Below are 19,141 nucleotides of genomic sequence, written 5' to 3'. Positions count from 1 at the left end.
CCCAAGGCTCTATAAAGCGAGTCATTAAAACGCTCACAACTTTGCAGCCACTTCATTGCATTGCGGGCACTGTTGATCGTAATCAAAACAGTGAACGAAACAGCCTACATACCTGCTTGAGTCTTGTAATCCGGCCACTCAATCGTAACGTTGATCGCCCACTCATTTGAACACTTCGTTCATTTAAACAAAGCGCGGCCGCCCGTAAACTTCGGGTCATGAATACATCAGGTGATCGACTACGCATCCTTTTGCGAGAGTGCCATCTCTCTGCAACAGACTTCGCCGCCAACCGCAAGGTAACGCCGCAACACGTGAACAACTGGTTCAAACGCGGCATTCCGATGGCGCGCATGGAAGAAGTGGCTGAACTGCTGAGCGTCAATGCGCGATGGCTGCGCAGCGGCGAAGGCCCCAAACACCCCGGAGAGGTACGAGACAAACCCGGCATGGACGGCATTCATAAAGGACGACCCGAGCGCCACGGCGCGCGCGATGAACTCGACATACCGTTTTATTCCGAATCCCGCACGCAGGGCTCGGAGCGAACCGCCGTGCGCGAGATACCCAATCATAAGGCGCGCCTGTCACGCAGGATCATCGATGCCATGGACGTGGAGCTGCACAACGCAATCTGCATCGCGATGGTCGGCAACAGCATGGCCGACAAGATCCAGGACGGCTCGCTTATCGCCGTCGACCGAGGCCGGGTGCAGGTCATCGACGGCGAAATGTACGCCATCGAACACGACGGCATGCTGCGGGTGAAATACCTGTACCGCCTGCCCGGTGGCGCATTGCGGCTGCGCAGTCACAACGCTGGCGAATACCCCGATGAAGTCTTCACTGCCGAACAGATTCAAGAACAGAACATCCAGATTCTGGGCTGGATCTTCTGGTGGGCGACCCTCAACAACCGCCGCCACCCTGCGATACTGCCTTGATTCATAAGGGAAAGGACAATTGGCTGCATATCAACGCTGGGCAGACGCATCGAACATCAGTATCCTGCACGCCTTCGTTTCAACATCCACCGGCTATTCGCGGGTGGATGACGGGCCCGGTCTGGTATTCGTTACTGGCCTCGCCGACCTGACAAGCGCCTCCTTGCAGCGCGCACTTTTGCGGATGGGTGCGGTTAGCCAAAAACTAATCAAACCCGTCACCGAGAAGCCGGCCACAAGCCGGCTTTTTATTGTCCGAAATAATCCTGACTCGTCCGAACACTATTGCCTGCTTACCTGTCACGCGCGTCTCCAGGCTGATGTCGACGCACGAAAACTCGCCTGTGTAAGGGTTGCCATTCCCTCTTCCAAGGGGCTCCTTTCTGACGCCAACCCCCTGACTGGCTCCTTCTGCGCTGTCATTTCTACACCGCCAAATAACCGTCAAAATCCCACCACCCACATTTAAAAACTCATCAAAAAACCGGGTTTTTTTGACGCCTCTCCGACATATGGTCGCAATTTTTTCTCCCCGCCGGGTCATATCAGCAAGGTCGCTGATGGGAAATTGGCATCTACTGTGTATCCAGCCAGTCTTCGGAGATAACTGCATGATTTTCAATGTAAAGGATTTTGGCGCCGTGGGCGATGGCGTGACTGATGACACCGCCGCCATCCAGAGTGCTATTGATGCAGCGGCCGCCGCCGGCGGGGGTCAGGTTTATGTGCCTACAGGTACTTACATTGTTTCAGGTGGTGAGGAGCCTTCCGATGGCTGCTTGATGCTCAAGAGCAATGTGTACATGAACGGCGACGGGATGGGGCAGACCAACATCAAGGTTGCCGATGGTTCTGACACGAAGATCACCGGGATCATCCGCTCGGCCTATGGTGAGGAAACCCATGATTTCGGTTTGAGCAATCTGACGCTGGACGGCAACCGGGACCACACCACCGGCAAGATCGACGGTTGGTTCAACGGATATATCCCGGGTCAGGAAGGTTACGACTCGAATGTCACCCTGGATGGCGTCGAGATCAAGGACTGTTCGGGGTACGGTTTTGATCCGCACGAACAGACCGTCAATATGGTGATCAAGAACAGTGTCTCCCACGGCAACGGCCTGGATGGCTTCGTGGCGGACTTCCTCAGCGACAGCACCTTCGAAAACAACATTGCCTACGACAATGATCGTCATGGCTTCAACGTGGTGACCAGCTCGCACGATTTCACGCTCAGCAATAACGTTGCCTATGGCAACGGCGGGGGCGGGATTGTGGTGCAGCGCGGCAGTGAGAACATTCCTTCGCCGGACCACATCACGATCACGGGTGGCGAGGTGTATGGAAATGGCGCCGAGGGCGTGCTGATCAAGCTGTCCAGCGACGTCTCGCTGACCGGTGTGAATATCCACGACAACAGCAGTGCCGGAGTTCGTATTTACGGCAGTAACCACGTCGACGTCAGCGATAACGTGCTGAGCAACAACTCGCTGGGGGCGCCGGTTCCGGAAATCATCATTCAGTCCTACGACGATACGCAGGGCGTATCGGGCAAATATTACACCGGCAGCGACAACACCATTCAGGGCAACACCATCAGCGGCAGTGACCTGTCGACCTACGGCGTTGCCGAGCGTAATGAAGACGGGACTGATCGCAACGCAATCATCGGCAACACCATCAGCCACACCAGCAAAGGCGACACGCTGGTGTATGGCGATGGCAGCTATGCCAGCGACACGGTGCCGGTTACCACCATTCAAGGTACGGATGGCAATGACACACTGCTGGGCACCGCTGGCAACGAGATCATTTATGGCGGTGCGGGTAACGACGTCATCAATGGCGGCGCTGGCGACGACACGCTGGTGGGCGGCGCCGGAACGGACACGCTGACCGGCGGCGCGGGTGCCGACGTCTTCCGCTTCGCGAATCAGTCCGACAGCTATCGCAATGCGACCAAGAGCTTCGATGACCTAATCACCGACTTCGATGTCACACAAGACAAGATCGATCTCGCCGGCCTGGGCTTCACCGGGTTGGGCAACGGTCGCGGCGGCACCTTGCAGATCAGTTACAGCGCCAGCAACGATCGCACCTATATCAAGGACTACGATGCCGACGCCAACGGCAATCGATTCGAGCTGGTTCTTGCCGGCAACCTGACCGGCACGCTGACTGCGGATAACTTCATTTTCAATCGCGTCGTCACTGGCACGGCGGGCAACGATACCTTGTCGGGTACCGACTCGGCGGAAACGCTGCTCGGCCTGGCTGGCAACGACAGCCTGAACGGCGGCGCAGGTGACGACAAACTCGACGGCGGCGCGGGCATGGACACGCTGACCGGCGGCGCCGGGGCCGACACCTTCGTGTTCTCCAGCCGCATGGACAGTTACCGGAATTACAACGCCGGGGGTGCGAACCTTGGCGACGTCATCACCGACTTTGATGTCAGCGCGGACAAGATCGATCTCTCGGCACTGGGCTTCACCGGTCTGGCCGACGGCAAGAACGACACTGTTTACCTGGTGCTCAATGCTGACGGGACGAAAACTTACGTCAAGTCTCTGTCCGCCGATGCCAACGGCAACCGCTTCGAGGTTGCGCTGGAAGGCAACTACCTCGACAAGCTGACCAGCGCCAATTTCGTCTTCGCGACGACGCCAACGGTCAACCACGCCCCGGTGGTGGCATCGCCGCTGCTGGACCAGAACGCGACTGAAAACACGCCTTTTAGCTATGTCGTGCCGGCCACCAGTTTTACCGACCCGGACAACGACAGCCTGAGCTACACCGCCACGCTGGCGGACGGCAGCCCGCTGCCGCAATGGCTGACGTTCGACGCAGCAACGCGCACGTTCAGTGGCACGCCGAGTGACACCGCGTCAGGCACCTATGCTGTTCTTGTCACCGCTACCGATGGCAGCAAAGCGACGGTCAGCGACAGTTTCACGCTCGCCGTGCAGGACGTTACCGGGACGCCGGGCGTCATCAATGGCACGCCGAACAGCGACAGGCTCATCGGCACGGTCGCCAACGAGCAATTATTCGGCGGTGCCGGCAACGACACCCTCGATGGCGGCGCTGGCAACGACGTGCTGATCGGTGGCGCCGGTTCTGACAAACTCACCGGCGGCGCGGGGGCGGACGTGTTCCGTTTCACTTCCAAACTGGACAGCTATCGCACCGCGACCACGAGCAGCAGCGACCAGATCCTGGACTTCGATGTGTCGGCAGACAAAATCGACGTGTCTGCGTTGGGCTATACCGGCCTGGGCAATGGCCTCGATGGCACGCTGCAGGTGACGTATAACGCCACCACCAACCGCACCTACCTCAAAGACAACGTGGCGGACGCCAACGGCAACCGGTTCGAGGTCTCGCTGGCGGGCAATCTGGTCAACAGCCTCACCACCAGCCACTTTGTATTTGCCGATCACAGCATGCCGGGCAACGTAGCACCTGTAGTGGTCATCCCGTTGCTGGACCAGAACGCCACCGAGAATTCGCCGTTCAGTTACACCGTCACCGACAACAGCTTTGCCGACGGCAATCGAGATGTCCTGACCTTCTCTGCGACGCTGGCGGACGGCACCCCGCTGCCGGCCTGGTTGAACTTCGATGCGGCCAGCATGACCTTCAGCGGCACGCCGTCGGACACTGCAGCAGGCAATTACAATGTCCTGATCAAGGCCACTGATCCATCCGGCGCTTCGGTCAGCGACAGCTTTGCCCTGGCAGTAGCCGATGCCCCAGCCAATACCGTAACCGGCACCGACAACGCCGAGACGTTGAATGGAACAGCCGGCTCTGACCTGCTCCTGGGCCTGGGCGGTAACGACACGATCAAAGGCGGCGCCGGCTCGGACATCCTCGACGGTGGTGCAGGACGCGATTCTCTGTATGGCGGCGAAGGTGCCGACACGTTCCGCTACTTGAATGTGCTCGACAGCTACCGCGACTACGACGCAGGTGGCGCAACGGCCACCGACACCCTCTACGACTTCACTCAGGGTGTGGACAAGATTGATGTCTCGGCGCTGGGCTTTCTCGGCCTGGGTGACGGCAGCAACCATACGCTCTACCTCAGCCTGAACGCTGCGGGGGACAAAACCTACATCAAGTCCAGCGAAGCCGACGCCGACGGCAACCGATTCGAGATTGCCCTGAGCGGCAACTACATGGACAGCCTGACGGCCGACGATTTCGTGTTCGGCGAGCGAGCGCAGCAGGACATTCTCTATCTTCCAACGCTGGGTCAGTCCAATGCGCGGCTGCTTCGGATGACTGAAGACGACGACCAATCCGGCACCTCGATGCTGGTTAATGACCTCAGCAAGTACACCACTTACGACGTGCGCAGCCAGTTCACCGACGCCGACGGTGCCGGTATCGACATCGCGGTAGGTGGCAGCACGGTCAACGGCATGTCGACGTTCGGCGCGGAAGAGCTGAAGTTGTGCTGGTGGCTCACCGACACGAACCAGCCTGGCCCTGCCCTGCTGCGCGCTGTCGCGCTGCTGCAGGATCAACTGACGGAACTCAAGTCCATCGACAACGTTACGATGGGCATCATCTGGGGCCAAGGCGAGGAAGCGGCGCAGGAGATCGCCCGTTCGACAGACAAGGAAGCTGCAGCGGCCGCCTACAAGGCTGCGACGCTGTCGGTTTTCGACTATCTGCATGATCAGTTCGGCAACTTCAATGTGTACATGATGGAGACCGGCCACTACGACGAGGACGCGGCGCGTGTGCGCGGCTACTCCGAAGAGAAGATCGCTGACATCGTGGCCGGCGTTGGTTATGTCAGGGCGGTTCAGGAATCGATTGCCGCCACACGCGACGACGTCAAGCTGGCAGTCGATTACACTGACCTGCCACTGCGCCATGAGGTCGATCCGTTGGTGTACCCGGATGACGTCTGGCACCTGCACGAGGAATCGGCAGAGATCGTGGGTCAGCGCCTGGCCGATTACATCGCCGGGGATCTCGGTTTCCAGGGCGATGCAGCCGACAACAACAGCGTGCAAGCGATCTATGACGGCGCCCACAACGAAGGCGGCAAGATTTTCGGCACCGACCAGGACGACACCCTGGTTGGCAGCAGCGGCGACGACACACTGGACGGCGACCTCGGCGCCGACATGATGATGGGTGGCGACGGCAACGACATCTACGTCGTCGACAATACGTTCGACAGCGTTGTCGAGAGCAATACCGCCCTTTCGCAAGTCGACACCGTGCAGGCTTCGGTCAGCTGGACCCTGGGGGACAACCTCGAGAATCTGATACTCACCGGCGTGTCGGCCATCGACGGTACGGGCAACGCCCTGCGTAACTTTATGTCGGGCAACGCTGCCGACAACGTCCTCAACGGTGCGGGCGGCGCTGACAACATGACCGGCGGCAACGGCAACGACACCTACTACGTCGACGACGTCGGCGATGCGGTCATCGAAACCAACAGCGATCGGGTCTTGGGCGGCATCGACAGCGTTCACAGCTCGCTCGCCGCGTACACCTTGGGCAGCAATGTGGAAAACCTCTACATCGACGCGAGTGGCGCCGCCAACGGCACGGGCAACGCCCTGGACAACACGCTGTTCGCCGGTGTCGGCAATAACGTCCTGGATGGGCGCGACGGCAATGACACCGTGTCGTTCGAGCGGGCGCTGGCGGGTATCACCGCAACCCTGTCGACCTCGGCGCAACAGAACACCGTCGGCGCAGGTCTCGATACACTGAAAAACTTCGAGAATCTCACCGGCAGTGCGTACGACGACAGCCTGACCGGCAACAGCGCCGCGAACGTGCTCAACGGTGGCGCAGGCAACGATACCTTGGTCGGCGGCTCTGGAGATGACCGCCTGATCGGTGGCCAAGGTACTGACAACCTGATTGGCGGCACCGGTGCAGATACCTACGTGTTCGGGGCGTTGTCGGATATGGGCGTCGGAACCCTGCGCGACGTGATCAGTGGATTCAAATCCGCCGAGGGCGACAGACTCGACTTCACTGGCCTGGATGCCAACCCGTTGACCGCACAGGTCGATGCCTTCAGTTTCATCGGCAACAATGCATTCGATGCGACCAACGCGACCGGGCAATTGCGGTTCGCCGATGGCGTGCTGTACGGGAGTATCAATGCCGATGCAACGCCGGAGTTCGAAATCCAGCTGACAGGGGTCAAGGAACTGCACGCCAGCGACTTCACCGCCTGATCGATACACGCGTTTCCCGGCACCACAAAGGCCCTCTGACTGAGGGCCTTTTCTTTTTCGTTTCGGCGCGTTTTGCTGGAACAGGGTTTGAACGAGGAAGACTTGACGAACGAGCTGTGTACCGACTGAAGCGTCGCCAGGGCGATGATCAGAACAGGCTCTGCACCTGCTCAAGCACGGCGCGGTTCATTTGTCCGGTGTGCGTGTGCAAGCTGACGTAGCTTTGCAGCATGTCGAGCTTGGTGTTCAGCAAGTCACGGCGAGCCTGGAACACGCGTTGCTGGGCATCGAGGATATCCACAGTGGAGCGCACCCCACCTTGAAAGCCTTTTTCCGTCGAAGTCAGCGCTCGCTGGTTGGACTCGACTGCGCGCTGCATGGCCTTGCTTTTGGTGAACCCGGCGACCACGCCCAGATAATCCGTTTCAATATCTTCTGACAATTGCTGACGCTGGACGTCGTAATCGGACTGCGCGCCCGCCAGTTGCGCTTGGGCTTTTTCGACCGATGCGCGCACCGCACCGCCACGGTACAGCGGGATGTCCAGCTGCACGCCGACGTAATAGCTGTCCTGACGCGGGTCGAGCTCCTGATACTGGCGCGTTTCGCGTCGGGTCGTCTGAGTGGTCAGCGACAGCGTTGGGTAGTGGCCGGCGCGCTGGCTGTCGACCTGGGCTTCAGCCACCTTCACGGCCGCCAGCCGGGCCGCCAGTTCCGGGCTGGCGTCACGGGCAATCGCGGTCCAGAACGGCAGGTCTTTTTCCGGAGGAAGAGGGCTTTGGGCAGCGAGCGTTTCGCCCATGGGTTGAATGTCGTCGACGGCAACGCGAGTACGCCCAGCCAGTGCTCTCAGGGCGGCTATGCGGCGGGCACGAGCCTCCGCTTCCTGGGCTTGCACCAGGTCGAATCGCGCCTGCGCTTCATCGATGTCAGTAATAGCGCCCTGCCCCGATTGATAGAGCTTCTTGCTTTGGATCACCAGCCCGCTGATGGCAGCTTTCTGTTGGGTGATCAGCTTGATTTCATTCTCGGCCCTGGCCACCTCGAAATACGCCTTGGCAACGCGATCGTAGAGACTCTGGCCCGCGACATCGAATTGATGGACACCCAGCTGCCCCCGGGCCTTGCCTTCCTGATAAGCGGCCCAGCGGCCCTTGTCATAGAGCGGTTGTTGCGCCGCCAGCGTCACATTGTTGGACTGATAGTCGTTGCTGTTCACGTAGCTGCTGTCGGTGCCGCCATCGGTGCGCCCGCCGTAGCCATACCGCGACGACAACGAGACCTGCGGGTACAGACCGCCACGGCCGATTGCCTCTTCATGTTGCGAGGCGTCGTAAGCGTGCCCGGCTGACTGGATGGTGGGGTCGTTCAGCCGCGAAGCATCGAAGGCGGCGATCAGACTGAGGCCGGGCTCAGCGGCCCACACTGGGCTGAACGCCACCCAACCGGTACACACACCCAGCAACGCGCGCACACTGCACGCACGATAGAAACGACGTGCAATCACGCTTATTCCTCCTTGAAAGCGGCGAGCAGGCGTTCGCGCAGGGGTTTCATCAAGTAGTTCATGAGGGTCCGCTCACCGGTGACCACGGTGACGTCGGCCAACATACCGGGACGTACCAGCAAGCCTGCGTCTTGCAGCGAGACCACGGTCTCTGCCGGGATCTCGACCTTGGCCGAAAAGTACGGGCGGTGGGTCTGTTCATCGATGAGTTGATCGGCCGAAACGGTGCTGACCGTGCCCACAACCGTGGGCGTGTCGACCCGTTGCAACGCGGTGAAATGCACGTGCACAGGCAGCCCCGGGCGCAGCTTGTTGGCCATCAGCGGCTCGAAACGCGCGGTGATCGCCATCGGCGCGTCCAGTGGCACCACCTGCATCAGGCTCTGGCCCGCCTGGGTGACCCCGCCGACGGTGTGAATGGTCATGTCCATGACCTGCCCGGAGACGGGCGCACGAATCGCCCCGTTTTCCACCTGAAACTGCAGTGCGCGAATCTGGTCGGCCAAGCCCGCGGCCTCTGCCGACACATCACTGAGCTGCGTTTCGGCGTCGCGACGAAACTCCTGCTGAGTTTGCAGGGCCTTGAGTTTGCTTTCGTTGATGGCCTGCCGGGTCTTGCCGATATCGCCCACTCCGGACGCGATCTGCCCCGCCAACTGCGCGGCATTGCGCTCCGCTTCGAACAACTTGTTACGCGGGACATAGCCTTCACGCGCGAGATCGCGCAGGCCCTCGAGTTCTTGTTGCTGGAAGCTCATCTGCGCGTCGTAGTTGCGCTTGACGCCGTTATAGCCGCTCAACTGCTGCTGCAGCGACTCAACCTCATGCTCAATGATCTGCACACGACTGGCCAATTCCGCGCGCCGGGTCAGAAACAACTGAGTCTGCAACGCCATGGCGGCCCTGACCCGGGGCTCGTCGGCGCGTTCCAGCAACTCCGGGGGCCACTCAATCTTCTCCTCGCCCAGACGTTCGGCATTCAGCCGTGCTTCGACGCTGCGATCATTGAGTAATTTACCCATCGTCACGTCCAACTGCGACTGCGGCTGGACTGTATTGAGCTGCACCAGCAATTGCCCTCGGGTCACACGATCACCCTCGCTCACCAGTAGTTGATCGACCACCCCGCCGACCAATGACTGCACAGCCTTGCGTTCGCCAGCGACCACTACCGTGCCACTGCCGACCACACCTTGATCAAGCGGCGCAAGACAGGCCCACAGCAGAAAGCCACCGAGCGCGAGCACCAGAAACCCGACGCCATAACGCGCCGCACCCTGCGCGTCGGTGCTGGCAACGGGTGTGAGCCCGGCGTTGCGTAGAGCCGTGCCCTGCTCGCCGCGTGTCAGAGGAGCGGAATTCACGTCACGCATCCTTTCCGGCCTCTCTGACCACGGCCGGCTTTGGCGCGGGCATGAGCGCCTTGAGCACCCGATCACGCGGCCCGAAGGCTTGCTGCGTGCCGTCCCTGAGCAACAGAATCTGGTCGACAACCGCCAGCACGCTTGGGCGGTGGGTGATCAGCACCACGGTGCTGCCTGAGGCCTTGAGCGCATTGATGGCCTGGATCAAGGCCAACTCGCCCGCCTCATCCAGGTTGGAATTGGGTTCGTCCAGAATGATCAACGTCGGGTTTCCATAAAGCGCTCGTGCCAGGCCCAGCCGTTGTTTCTGACCGCCAGACAGGCCCAGTCCACCGGGGCCGAGCGGGGTGTCGTAGCCTTCCGGAAAACGCAGGATCATTTCGTGGATGCCTGCGTGGCGGCTCGCCGCAATCACCTTGTCGGCGTCTTGCTCGCCGAACCGGGCAATGTTGTCAGCGACAGTGCCGGCGAACAGTTCGATGTCTTGAGGCAAGTAACCCAAGTGCGGGCCCAGTGCATCGTGGGACCATTGACTGATTTCAGCGTCGTCGAGCCGCACGGAACCGCCGAGCGGCGGCCAGACGCCCACCAGCGCCCTGGCCAATGTCGACTTGCCGCTGGCGCTCGGGCCGACCACTGCCAGCACCTCACCTTTGGCGAGGCTCAGGTTGATCCCGCGCAGGATTGGCTGAGTTGCCCCAGGCGGGCCGACGTAGAGCTGCTCAAGGCGCACTGCACCGGTGGGTGGCGGTAACGGCATGCGCAGGCGCTGCCGTGGGTGCTGGGTCAGCAACTGGCTCAACCGCTGGTAGCTCTGGCGCCCGGAGTTGAATTGCTTCCAGGAGCCGATGGCGATTTCCACAGGCGCCAACGCGCGTCCCAGCAGCAGCGACATCGCGATCATCATGCCCGCGGAAAGCTGTCCTTCCAGAACCAGCAACGCACCCAGCCCCAACGATAACGATTGCCCGGAAATTCGCACGAACCGCGTGGCAGAAGTGATACGCGCGCTGCGGTCGCTGGCTTGCGCCTGAGCGGCGATGATCCGTTGCTGCAGCAAGCTCCAGCGCTGCCGGAGCGGCCCGAGCATCCCCAGGGCCTGAATCACCTCGGCGTTCTGCAGAGTGCTGTTCACATACGCCGCCGACTGCACGCCCAGCCGGTTGGCTTCACCCAGTCCCGTTCGTGTCGCCAGCTCACCCCACAAGGCCAGACCTGCCAGCACCAGCGCGAGCACCAGCGTCAGCACGCCGAACCAGAAGTGAAAAATGAACGCCACCAGCAAAAAGATCGGCAGCCAGGGCGCATCGAGCAATGCAATCAACCCCTGCCCGGTGATCAGCTGACGCAGCGTCGCCAGGTCAGTGAGAACTTGCGCCGGGTTGGCGTTGTGTTCGCGCAAGCTGCGGGCGAACGCAGCATCGAAGATGCGCTCCCCGAGTGCATCGTCCAGCCCTGCGCTCATGCGGATCATGACCTGGCCACGAATCCATTCGATGAGCCCACTGAACATGAACAAGCCCAGCGCAATCAGCGTCAGCATGAACAGCGTGGTCTCGTTTCGGCTGGTCAGCACACGATCGTAAACCTGCATCATGTACAGCGACGGCACCAGCACCAGCATGTTGATCACGCCGCTGAACAGGGCCAGAGACCAGAACACTCGCCGATAGCTCAGCAAAGCAGCATCAATGTCATGACGCGGATCGAGTATGAAACGCATAAGAGTGAACCGTCGGGAAGATAGTCAGTCTGCTCGCATCCGTGCGCTGAATGGCACATCGAGGGCGGGACTAAAGCCCTGAAACCCGGTCGTTGATACCGCGCATTAATGACAGCACTGGCATGAAGAAGTGCCATTGCGGTGCCATCTTCCGATGGACTGCACTGCATGGATTATTCAGGCGAACCATTGCCGACGGTCGGCCAGAAATCTCGCGCTTGTCTCTTCCATTGGCATCGGCATCTTCAAACGCCCTGCCTCGCCAAGAACTCTGCGCAACTTCCTCGAAGACTGCCTGCGCGTGATCCTCTCTACTCCCCCAACACATGCGCTAAAAAAAGCTGCGCCGCTGTGGACAAAGCTGCTCGCGATCTCACGCACGCTGAGAGCTCACGGCTGGCCCAAGGCTCGTTCAAGCGGACGATGCTGGCGCCATTGAGCCGATAAATCGCGGCGCTGCCTTCGGGCAGGATGCCGATGCCGACGCCCGCCTGCACCATCAGGCACAGCGCGTCATAGCTGGCGACTTCCATGCGGATTTTCAGCGAGCGGCCGAGATCGTTGGCGGCTTTGATCAGCTGGAAATTCAGGTGAGTGCCGCTGCGCAGCGCCACGTATTCGTAGTCGAGGGTGTCGTTGAGGTCGACGCTGTCGCGCCCGGCAAGCGGATGCTCATTGGGCACCAGCAACACGAGGCGGTCGCTGCGGAACGGGAAGACTTCAATGTCCGCACCATGGGGCAGGCGCGTGAAGATGCCGATGTCCGCACGGTTTTCGGCAACGGCTTTGGTGATCGCCAGGCTTTGCTGTTCCTCCAGGCTGACATGGATCAGCGGGTAAAGCGTCATGAACGACTTGATCAGCCCCGGCATGAATTGAGTAATGGCGGATATATTGGCCAGAACGTGCACGGAACCGCGCCGGCCGTGGGAATAGTCGCGCATCTGCACGACGATTTCGTTGAGGTTGTTCAGTGCGCTGCGGGCCATGAACAACAAGGACAGACCCGCATCGGTCGGCGTGATGCCCTTGTTGGTGCGGGTAAGCAGCTTTGAGTCGAGCAGCTCTTCCAGCTCGCTTAGCCGTTTGCTCACTGCCGCCGCCGCGATGTGTTCACGCTTGGCGGCGGCGGCAATGGTGCCTTCTTCGACGACGCTGACGAAAAGGCGCAACGAAACGGGGTCGAGCTTCATGTGAGGTACCGGGCGTACTGGCCTGAGTGGCCGCCATAGTACCTCGTCAGGCATCGACTCAGAACGCGCCGGACAACAGATGCCCTGCGTTCGGAACCTGCGCCTTGAGGCCCAGGGTTTTCAGCATCTGGTAAACGGTGGCGACCGACGCCGACAACACCGGTTTATCCAGACGATCCTGTACGACCTGGATCGCCGGCAGCGAAGGCATCTGCACGCAGCACGACAGCACCACGCCATCGGCCTGACCGATGTTCAACTTGTCGGCGTGGGCAACGAGATTCATCGGGTCCAGACGACCGACTTCAAGGTTGTCGGAGACTTCCAGACTGATGGAATCAACCACCTCGATGCCGGCCGCTTCGATGTAGTCGATGACCTGCTGGGTCAGTGGCTTCATGTACGGCGTGATGATCGACACCTTCTTGTAATTGAGCATGTTCAGGCTGTCGATCAGTGCACCTGCCGAACTGAGGACCGGCGCGCTGGATTTGTTCGCGGCAACGGTCTTGCCCAGTCGCTTCTGGGATACGCAGTGATAGCCCGCGCCCTGGCACATGATCGCTACCAGACAGGCATAAGCCATGACATCGACACGCGCATCGCTGAGCTCAAGGGCGCAGCGGTCGCTGTCGATGTCCATCTTCTTCAGCTCTTCAGGGCTGACGTGCATCATGCGCATGCGCGACGAGTGGAACGTGAAGCGCTCTTGCGGGAACAGGTCATACCGCGAGGTCAGCATCGCCGGAATTTCAGTTTCCATGGTGGTGTTGGAGCTGGGGACGATCTGGCCGATTCGAAAGTTTTTCACAGACTCTCCTTTCATTTCGCCAAGGGCGGCGGGTCATGTGAGACCGATGGTAGGAGTGCTGGAAAGAGGCGTACATCAGGCATTGGCGAGCCTGCCATCGCGCACGACGATGGCAGCGCAGCGGGCAACGTTACGAGCGACCGGACGAGCCTTCTGACTGGCGGGCCAGTTGCGCGTTGGTCAGCAGAATTTCGGCAAATTCCGACGCAGCGCCGAGCAACGGCTCGCCCCGTCGCGTGAGGATTCCGTAGTCCTGCGGTGCAAGTTTCAGCGGCGTGTTGAGCACGGTCAGCAATCCGCTTTCCAGATGTGGCTGCGCCATCGAAGCCGGCAGCATCGCGATCATGGGACCGGACTGCAGCACTTGCAGGAAGGTCTGCATCGAAATGGTATCGATGGTGTTCTTCGGTGTGGAGATCCCCGCCGCCGAGAAGGCCTGCTCCATGCGGGCGCGAATGGGGGTCCCGATCGGGTACAGAATCCAGGGCCAGTTGCCCAGCTCCCGCAGCGGTGTTTCGTCCAGGCGGGTCAATGGGTGACGGCTGTTGACCACCATGCAGAAAGGCTCAGGCGCCAAGGGCTGGAAATCGTAGACCTGCTGCTGGTTTTCATGGGTATAGCGCGCAACGGCCAGGTCGAGCTTTTTGTCGTCGAGCATTTCCATGAGGTGATCGCTGGTCTGCTCCACTACTTCGATCGACAACAAGGGCCAGCGATTCTTCAGCTGCACGATGGCGTCCGGCAGCACGACTGCCGTGGCCGCGAAGATGGCGCCGACCTTGAGAAAGCCATGGCCGCCTTCACGCAAGCTGCTGATCTGATCGACGAACTTGTTCGCATCATTCAAGGCAATCTGTGCGTACCGCACCACATGCTCACCCAACGCAGTCGGCGGCATATTGCGGGGCAGACGCTCGAACAGGTCGAAACCCAGCAGACGTTCGATCTCGCGCAGCATCTTGCTGACCGCAGGCTGGCTGAGATTCATGTGCAGCGCCGCGGCGTGCATGTTGCGCGTGCGGGCCAGCGTGTCGATGAGCACCAGATGCTTGAACTTGAGCCAGTTGCAGACCGTCGAGAAGGAAATGTCGGACATGAGCACAGCCTCGAATCGTGATAACCCAGTGTTATCGATTATTGAGCAGATGTCATTGGAGTTTATCGGCGCCGCTCATTAGGGTCGGTAGGAAAACCATAAGAACGTCGAGGACTGCTTTCATGCCCATTCAACTTACCCCGGAAAACACCCTGCCCGCCGACGGCCTCAACGGCACGCTGATTGGTCGCGCCTGGGTCCCGGGCAATGTCGGCGGGCCTTCGCCGATCGTGCTGCGCAGCGACGGCGTGTTCGATCTGTCATCCGCGTTCGTCACGTTGAGCGAGCTTCTGGAGCGTGAATCGCCTCTTGAAGCGGTGCGCGCGACTCAGGGTCGACGGATCGCCAGCGTTGACGAGCTGCTGGCCAATTCGACCGCCACGCCTGATCTCGACAAGCCTTTCCTCCTCGCCCCGGCGGATCTGCAAGTGATCAAGGCGGCGGGTGTGACCTTCGCAGCCAGCATGATCGAGCGCGTGATCGAGGAACAGGCCGCAGGCGATCCGGCCAAGGCAGAAAGCGTTCGGTCCATTGTGCACAACGCAATTGGCGACAATCTGCGCAGCATCAAGCCGGGCTCGGAGCAGGCCAGCAAGCTCAAGGCGTTGTTGATCGAACAGGGCATGTGGTCACAGTACCTTGAAGTCGGCATCGGTCCGGACGCCGAGATTTTCACCAAGGCGCCCGTGCTCGCAGCCGTCGCCAGCGGCAGCCAGATCGGCATTCATCCAAAATCGGAATGGAACAATCCAGAGCCCGAAGTGGTGCTGGCGGTCAATAGCCGCGGGCAGATTCATGGCGCGACCCTGGGCAACGACGTCAACCTGCGCGACTTCGAAGGCCGCAGCGCACTGCTGCTCAGCAAGGCCAAGGACAACAACGCGTCCTGCGCCATCGGCCCTTTCATCCGCCTGTTCGACGAGACCTTTTCCATGGATGACGTGCGCAATTGCGTGGTCGATCTGCAGGTCAGTGGCGAAGACGGCTACGTGATGAAAGGCTCCAGTTCCATGTCGCAGATCAGCCGCGATCCGCAAGACATCGCAGGGCAGACCCTCAACGCCAACCATCAATACCCGGACGGCTTCCTGCTGTTCCTCGGCACACTGTTCGCCCCGACCGAAGACCGCGACACCGTCGGCGGCGGCTTCACTCACAAGCTCGGCGATCAGGTCAGCATCAGCAGCCGCCTGTTGGGTGGCCTGCATAATCAGGTGACGCACAGCAATCAGGCGACACCGTGGACGTTCGGCGTCGGCGCGCTGTTCCGCAATCTCGCCGCGCGCAATCTTCTGACGCAACAGGGCAAAGACGTCTGACGATGGCTGCGGAAGCCGGTTGGCCTGTGACCGACTTCTATGGATGGCCCGCTGTCTGACCGATCCAGCGGTATGCAACATGACGCCTCGCTGGCGCATCGAAAACCTAATTCCAAGAGAGACCCCGAATCATGTCCGACACGCCTGTACGCCCCCTGCGCAGCCAGCAATGGTTCGACGATCCCAACCACGCGGACATGACCGCGCTTTACGTCGAGCGCTACATGAACTACGGCCTGACCCGCGAAGAGCTGCAATCGGGGCGGCCGATAATCGGTATCGCCCAGACGGGCAGCGATCTGGCGCCGTGCAATCGCCATCACCTGGAACTGGCTCAGCGGGTCAAGGCAGGGATTCGCGATGCGGGCGGCATTCCCATGGAGTTCCCCGTTCACCCGATGGCTGAGCAGACGCGCCGTCCGACCGCGGCCCTTGACCGAAACCTCGCGTACTTGGGCCTGGTGGAGATTCTCCACGGCTATCCGCTGGACGGTGTCGTGCTGACCACCGGCTGCGACAAAACGACACCGGCCTGCCTGATGGCCGCGGCCACCACCGACCTTCCGGCGATCGTGCTGTCTGGCGGACCGATGCTCGATGGCCGCCATAAAGGCGAATTGATCGGTTCGGGCACCGTGCTGTGGCATGCGCGCAACCTGCTCTCCGCCGGCGAGATCAACTACGAAGGGTTCATGGAAATGACCACTGCCGCGTCACCGTCGGTGGGCCATTGCAACACCATGGGCACGGCGCTCTCGATGAACGCACTGGCCGAAGCGCTGGGCATGTCGCTGCCCGGTTGCGCCAGTATTCCTGCCGCCTACCGCGAGCGCGGACAGATGGCCTATATGACGGGCAAGCGCATTTGCGACCTGGTGCGCGAAGACGTACGCCCCTCGCAGATCATGACCCGCGAAGCTTTCGAGAACGCTATCGCAGTGGCCTCTGCCCTTGGCGCGTCGAGTAACTGCCCGCCGCATCTGATCGCCATCGCACGCCACATGGGTGTCGAGCTGAGCCTGGACGACTGGCAGCACATCGGCGAAGACGTACCGCTGCTCGTCAACTGCATGCCCGCGGGCAAGTACCTGGGCGAAGGTTTTCACCGGGCGGGCGGCGTACCCGCGGTGATGCATGAATTGCAGAAAGCCGGGAAGCTCCATGAAGCGTGCGGCTCGGTGTCGGGCAAGACCATCGGCGAGATCGTGCGCAATGCCGTCGCGCACGACGCCGATGTCATCCGCCCGTACGAGGACCCGCTCAAGCACCGCGCAGGCTTCATCGTGCTCAGCGGCAATTTTTTCGACAGCGCCATCATGAAGATGTCGGTGGTCGGCGAAGCCTTCCGCAAGACCTATCTGTCGGAGCCGGGCGCGGAGAACAGTTTCGAGGCGCGGGCCATCGTGTTCGAAGGACCGGAGGACTACCATGCGCGCATCAACGACCCGTCGCTGGACATCGACGAGCGTTGCATTCTGGTGATCCGTGGCGCGGGTACGGTGGGTTATCCGGGCAGCGCCGAAGTGGTGAATATGGCGCCGCCGGCAGAGCTGATCAAAAGCGGCATCGACTCGTTGCCCTGCCTGGGCGACGGTCGGCAGAGCGGCACCTCGGCCAGCCCCTCGATCCTGAACATGTCGCCGGAGGCCGCGGTAGGTGGCGGTCTGGCGCTGCTGAAAACCAATGACCGCCTGCGCGTGGACCTGAACAACCGCAGCGTCAACGTATTGGTGAGCGATGAGGAAATGGCCGAGCGGCGTGCCGCTTTCGAGCCCAAGATGCCGGCTTCGCAGACGCCATGGCAGGAGCTGTATCGTCAACTGGTCGGGCAGCTGTCCACCGGCGGCTGTCTGGAACCGGCCACGCTGCACCTGCGCGTGATCGCGCGAAGCGGCGAGCCACGGCATTCGCATTGACGGCAGTCGATCCGCCCGCCACTGACGCGCGGATCACACCAACTTCGGCAAGCCTTTCTCCATCTCCGCAAAGCGGTTCTTCAACAGCGAATGCAGTTGCTGGACCGCAGGCGAAAACTGTTTGCGGTGCGGGCAGACCAGATGCAGCGGGGTCGGCTCGCCGGGGTAATCCGGCAACAGCAACTCCAGCGCGCCCGACCGCACGTCATCGCACACATCCAGCCAGGACTTGTACGCCACGCCCTCGCCCGCGACGGCCCAGCGTCGCACCAGGTCGGCATCGTCGGTCAACAACGGGCCTGACACTGAAATCACCCGCCCGCCCACTCGCCACTTGTCATACACGCGACCGCTGAGCGTGAACAGAAGGCAGTCATGACGCGCCAGATCGTCAGAGACCAGCGGCCTGCCCTTGCGCGCCAGATAATCGGGCGCGGCCACCAGCACCCGCCGATTCCAGGGTGCCAGCGGCAAGGCGATGTATTGAGCGTCTTCGATCACGCCGTAACGAATGGCGACATCGACCGGGTCGCGGAACATGTCGGCGACCTGATCGGAAACGTACAAACGCAGGTTCAGCGCAGGATGTTGCCTGCGAAAAGCGGTCAGCCAGGGCAGCAGCAGGTTTCGCCCCAGATCGGAGGGCGCAGCCACCTGCAGCGTGCCCTGCAATTGCGCGCTTTCGCGTCGCAGTTTTTCCCGGCCATCCCGCAAGGTGTCCAGCACGCTCTGCGCGGTCGGCAGGTACTGCTCGCCTTCGGCAGTCAGGCGCAGGCTGCGCGTGGAGCGAGCGAACAGCCGGATGTCCAGCTCGCGCTCCAGGCGCTTGATCGCCGCAGCAACTTGCCCAGGCAACAAGTCGACCTCGCGGGCGGCATTGGAAAAGCTGCCCAACGCCGCGGTACGGACGAACAGCGCCAGGTCATCAATGCGGATCATTTTCACTCCAGCCGTGAAAGTGTTGGCGAATTCTGCCGGTTTTTCTGAAGGAGGAACAAGAACATGATAGGTCCAACTTCAAATCGAAACCCTCTACGGAGA

The 19,141-nt window shown here is 61.0% G+C and carries 12 protein-coding genes; 5 read left to right on the top strand and 7 right to left on the bottom strand.

Features of this window, described 5'->3' with window-relative positions; all coding sequences use genetic code 11:
- Nucleotides 1–218 precede the first annotated feature (218 nt).
- From BMZ10_RS25510 to BMZ10_RS25500, 3 genes are all read left to right on the top strand, one after another.
- Nucleotides 219–944, top strand: coding sequence for a LexA family transcriptional regulator (locus tag BMZ10_RS25510; RefSeq protein ID WP_093469020.1), 726 nt, complete (start codon nucleotides 219–221; stop codon nucleotides 942–944).
- Nucleotides 945–963: 19 nt separating this feature from the next.
- Nucleotides 964–1,413 carry a hypothetical protein gene (locus BMZ10_RS27570; protein ID WP_143070336.1) on the top strand — a complete coding sequence of 150 codons (450 nt, stop codon included), beginning with the start codon at nucleotides 964–966 and terminating at the stop codon, nucleotides 1,411–1,413.
- 142 nt (nucleotides 1,414–1,555) lie between these two features.
- A complete protein-coding gene (locus BMZ10_RS25500; RefSeq protein WP_093469014.1) occupies nucleotides 1,556–7,171 on the top strand; it encodes a putative Ig domain-containing protein in 5,616 nt (1,871 codons plus the stop codon).
- A gap of 148 nt (nucleotides 7,172–7,319) precedes the next feature.
- Here BMZ10_RS25500 and BMZ10_RS25495 read toward each other — a convergent pair whose 3' ends face one another.
- The 6 genes from BMZ10_RS25495 to BMZ10_RS25470 all read right to left on the bottom strand — a co-directional run bounded on the left by BMZ10_RS25495 (nucleotide 7,320) and on the right by BMZ10_RS25470 (nucleotide 14,865).
- Nucleotides 7,320–8,684, bottom strand: a complete 1,365-nt coding sequence (locus tag BMZ10_RS25495; RefSeq protein WP_093469012.1) for a TolC family outer membrane protein — start codon at nucleotides 8,682–8,684, stop codon at nucleotides 7,320–7,322.
- On the bottom strand, nucleotides 8,681–10,051 hold the full coding sequence (locus BMZ10_RS25490) for an HlyD family type I secretion periplasmic adaptor subunit (RefSeq protein ID WP_093469009.1): 1,371 nt from the start codon (nucleotides 10,049–10,051) through the stop codon (nucleotides 8,681–8,683). The genes BMZ10_RS25495 and BMZ10_RS25490 overlap by 4 nt, the downstream gene beginning before the upstream one ends.
- A complete protein-coding gene (locus BMZ10_RS25485; RefSeq protein ID WP_093469006.1) occupies nucleotides 10,044–11,765 on the bottom strand; it encodes a type I secretion system permease/ATPase in 1,722 nt (573 codons plus the stop codon). Before BMZ10_RS25485 ends, BMZ10_RS25490 begins: the two co-directional genes overlap by 8 nt.
- A gap of 311 nt (nucleotides 11,766–12,076) precedes the next feature.
- Entirely contained in the window at nucleotides 12,077–12,958 is an 882-nt protein-coding gene (locus BMZ10_RS25480; RefSeq protein ID WP_093469003.1) for a LysR family transcriptional regulator, read from the bottom strand.
- A gap of 58 nt (nucleotides 12,959–13,016) precedes the next feature.
- Complete coding sequence (locus BMZ10_RS25475; RefSeq protein WP_093469000.1) at nucleotides 13,017–13,769, bottom strand: maleate cis-trans isomerase family protein; 753 nt, start codon at nucleotides 13,767–13,769, stop codon at nucleotides 13,017–13,019.
- A gap of 130 nt (nucleotides 13,770–13,899) precedes the next feature.
- Nucleotides 13,900–14,865 (bottom strand): LysR family transcriptional regulator, encoded by a 966-nt coding sequence (locus BMZ10_RS25470; RefSeq protein ID WP_093468997.1) that lies wholly within the window; start codon nucleotides 14,863–14,865, stop codon nucleotides 13,900–13,902.
- Between the two features lie 122 nt (nucleotides 14,866–14,987).
- Between BMZ10_RS25470 and BMZ10_RS25465 the strand changes: the two genes are divergently transcribed.
- The gene (locus tag BMZ10_RS25465; protein WP_093468994.1) at nucleotides 14,988–16,184 is read left to right on the top strand and encodes a fumarylacetoacetate hydrolase family protein; all 1,197 of its coding nucleotides are present in this window, start codon (nucleotides 14,988–14,990) and stop codon (nucleotides 16,182–16,184) included.
- Between the two features lie 131 nt (nucleotides 16,185–16,315).
- The gene (locus BMZ10_RS25460; protein ID WP_093468991.1) at nucleotides 16,316–18,100 is read left to right on the top strand and encodes an IlvD/Edd family dehydratase; all 1,785 of its coding nucleotides are present in this window, start codon (nucleotides 16,316–16,318) and stop codon (nucleotides 18,098–18,100) included.
- Nucleotides 18,101–18,133: 33 nt separating this feature from the next.
- Here the strand turns inward: BMZ10_RS25460 and BMZ10_RS25455 are convergent, their stop codons facing one another.
- Nucleotides 18,134–19,039 (bottom strand): LysR family transcriptional regulator, encoded by a 906-nt coding sequence (locus tag BMZ10_RS25455; protein ID WP_093468988.1) that lies wholly within the window; start codon nucleotides 19,037–19,039, stop codon nucleotides 18,134–18,136.
- Nucleotides 19,040–19,141 lie beyond the last annotated feature (102 nt).

The sequence above is a fragment of the Pseudomonas sp. NFR16 genome (assembly GCF_900108875.1).
Taxonomy (GTDB): domain Bacteria; phylum Pseudomonadota; class Gammaproteobacteria; order Pseudomonadales; family Pseudomonadaceae; genus Aquipseudomonas.
Note: the sequence above shows the minus strand (reverse complement) of the source record. Positions and strands in the feature narration are given on the sequence as shown.

Bases quoted from the DNA above. Each gene is read 5' to 3' on its own strand.
- BMZ10_RS25470 (WP_093468997.1), bottom strand. From the start codon at position 14,865: ATGTCCGACATTTCCTTCTCGACGGTCTGCAACTGGCTCAAGTTCAAG.
- BMZ10_RS25465 (WP_093468994.1), top strand. From the start codon at position 14,988: ATGCCCATTCAACTTACCCCGGAAAACACCCTGCCCGCCGACGGCCTC.
- BMZ10_RS25480 (WP_093469003.1), bottom strand. From the start codon at position 12,958: ATGAAGCTCGACCCCGTTTCGTTGCGCCTTTTCGTCAGCGTCGTCGAA.
- BMZ10_RS25455 (WP_093468988.1), bottom strand. From the start codon at position 19,039: ATGATCCGCATTGATGACCTGGCGCTGTTCGTCCGTACCGCGGCGTTG.
- BMZ10_RS25510 (WP_093469020.1), top strand. From the start codon at position 219: ATGAATACATCAGGTGATCGACTACGCATCCTTTTGCGAGAGTGCCAT.
- BMZ10_RS25490 (WP_093469009.1), bottom strand. From the start codon at position 10,051: ATGCGTGACGTGAATTCCGCTCCTCTGACACGCGGCGAGCAGGGCACG.
- BMZ10_RS25460 (WP_093468991.1), top strand. From the start codon at position 16,316: ATGTCCGACACGCCTGTACGCCCCCTGCGCAGCCAGCAATGGTTCGAC.
- BMZ10_RS25485 (WP_093469006.1), bottom strand. From the start codon at position 11,765: ATGCGTTTCATACTCGATCCGCGTCATGACATTGATGCTGCTTTGCTG.
- BMZ10_RS25500 (WP_093469014.1), top strand. From the start codon at position 1,556: ATGATTTTCAATGTAAAGGATTTTGGCGCCGTGGGCGATGGCGTGACT.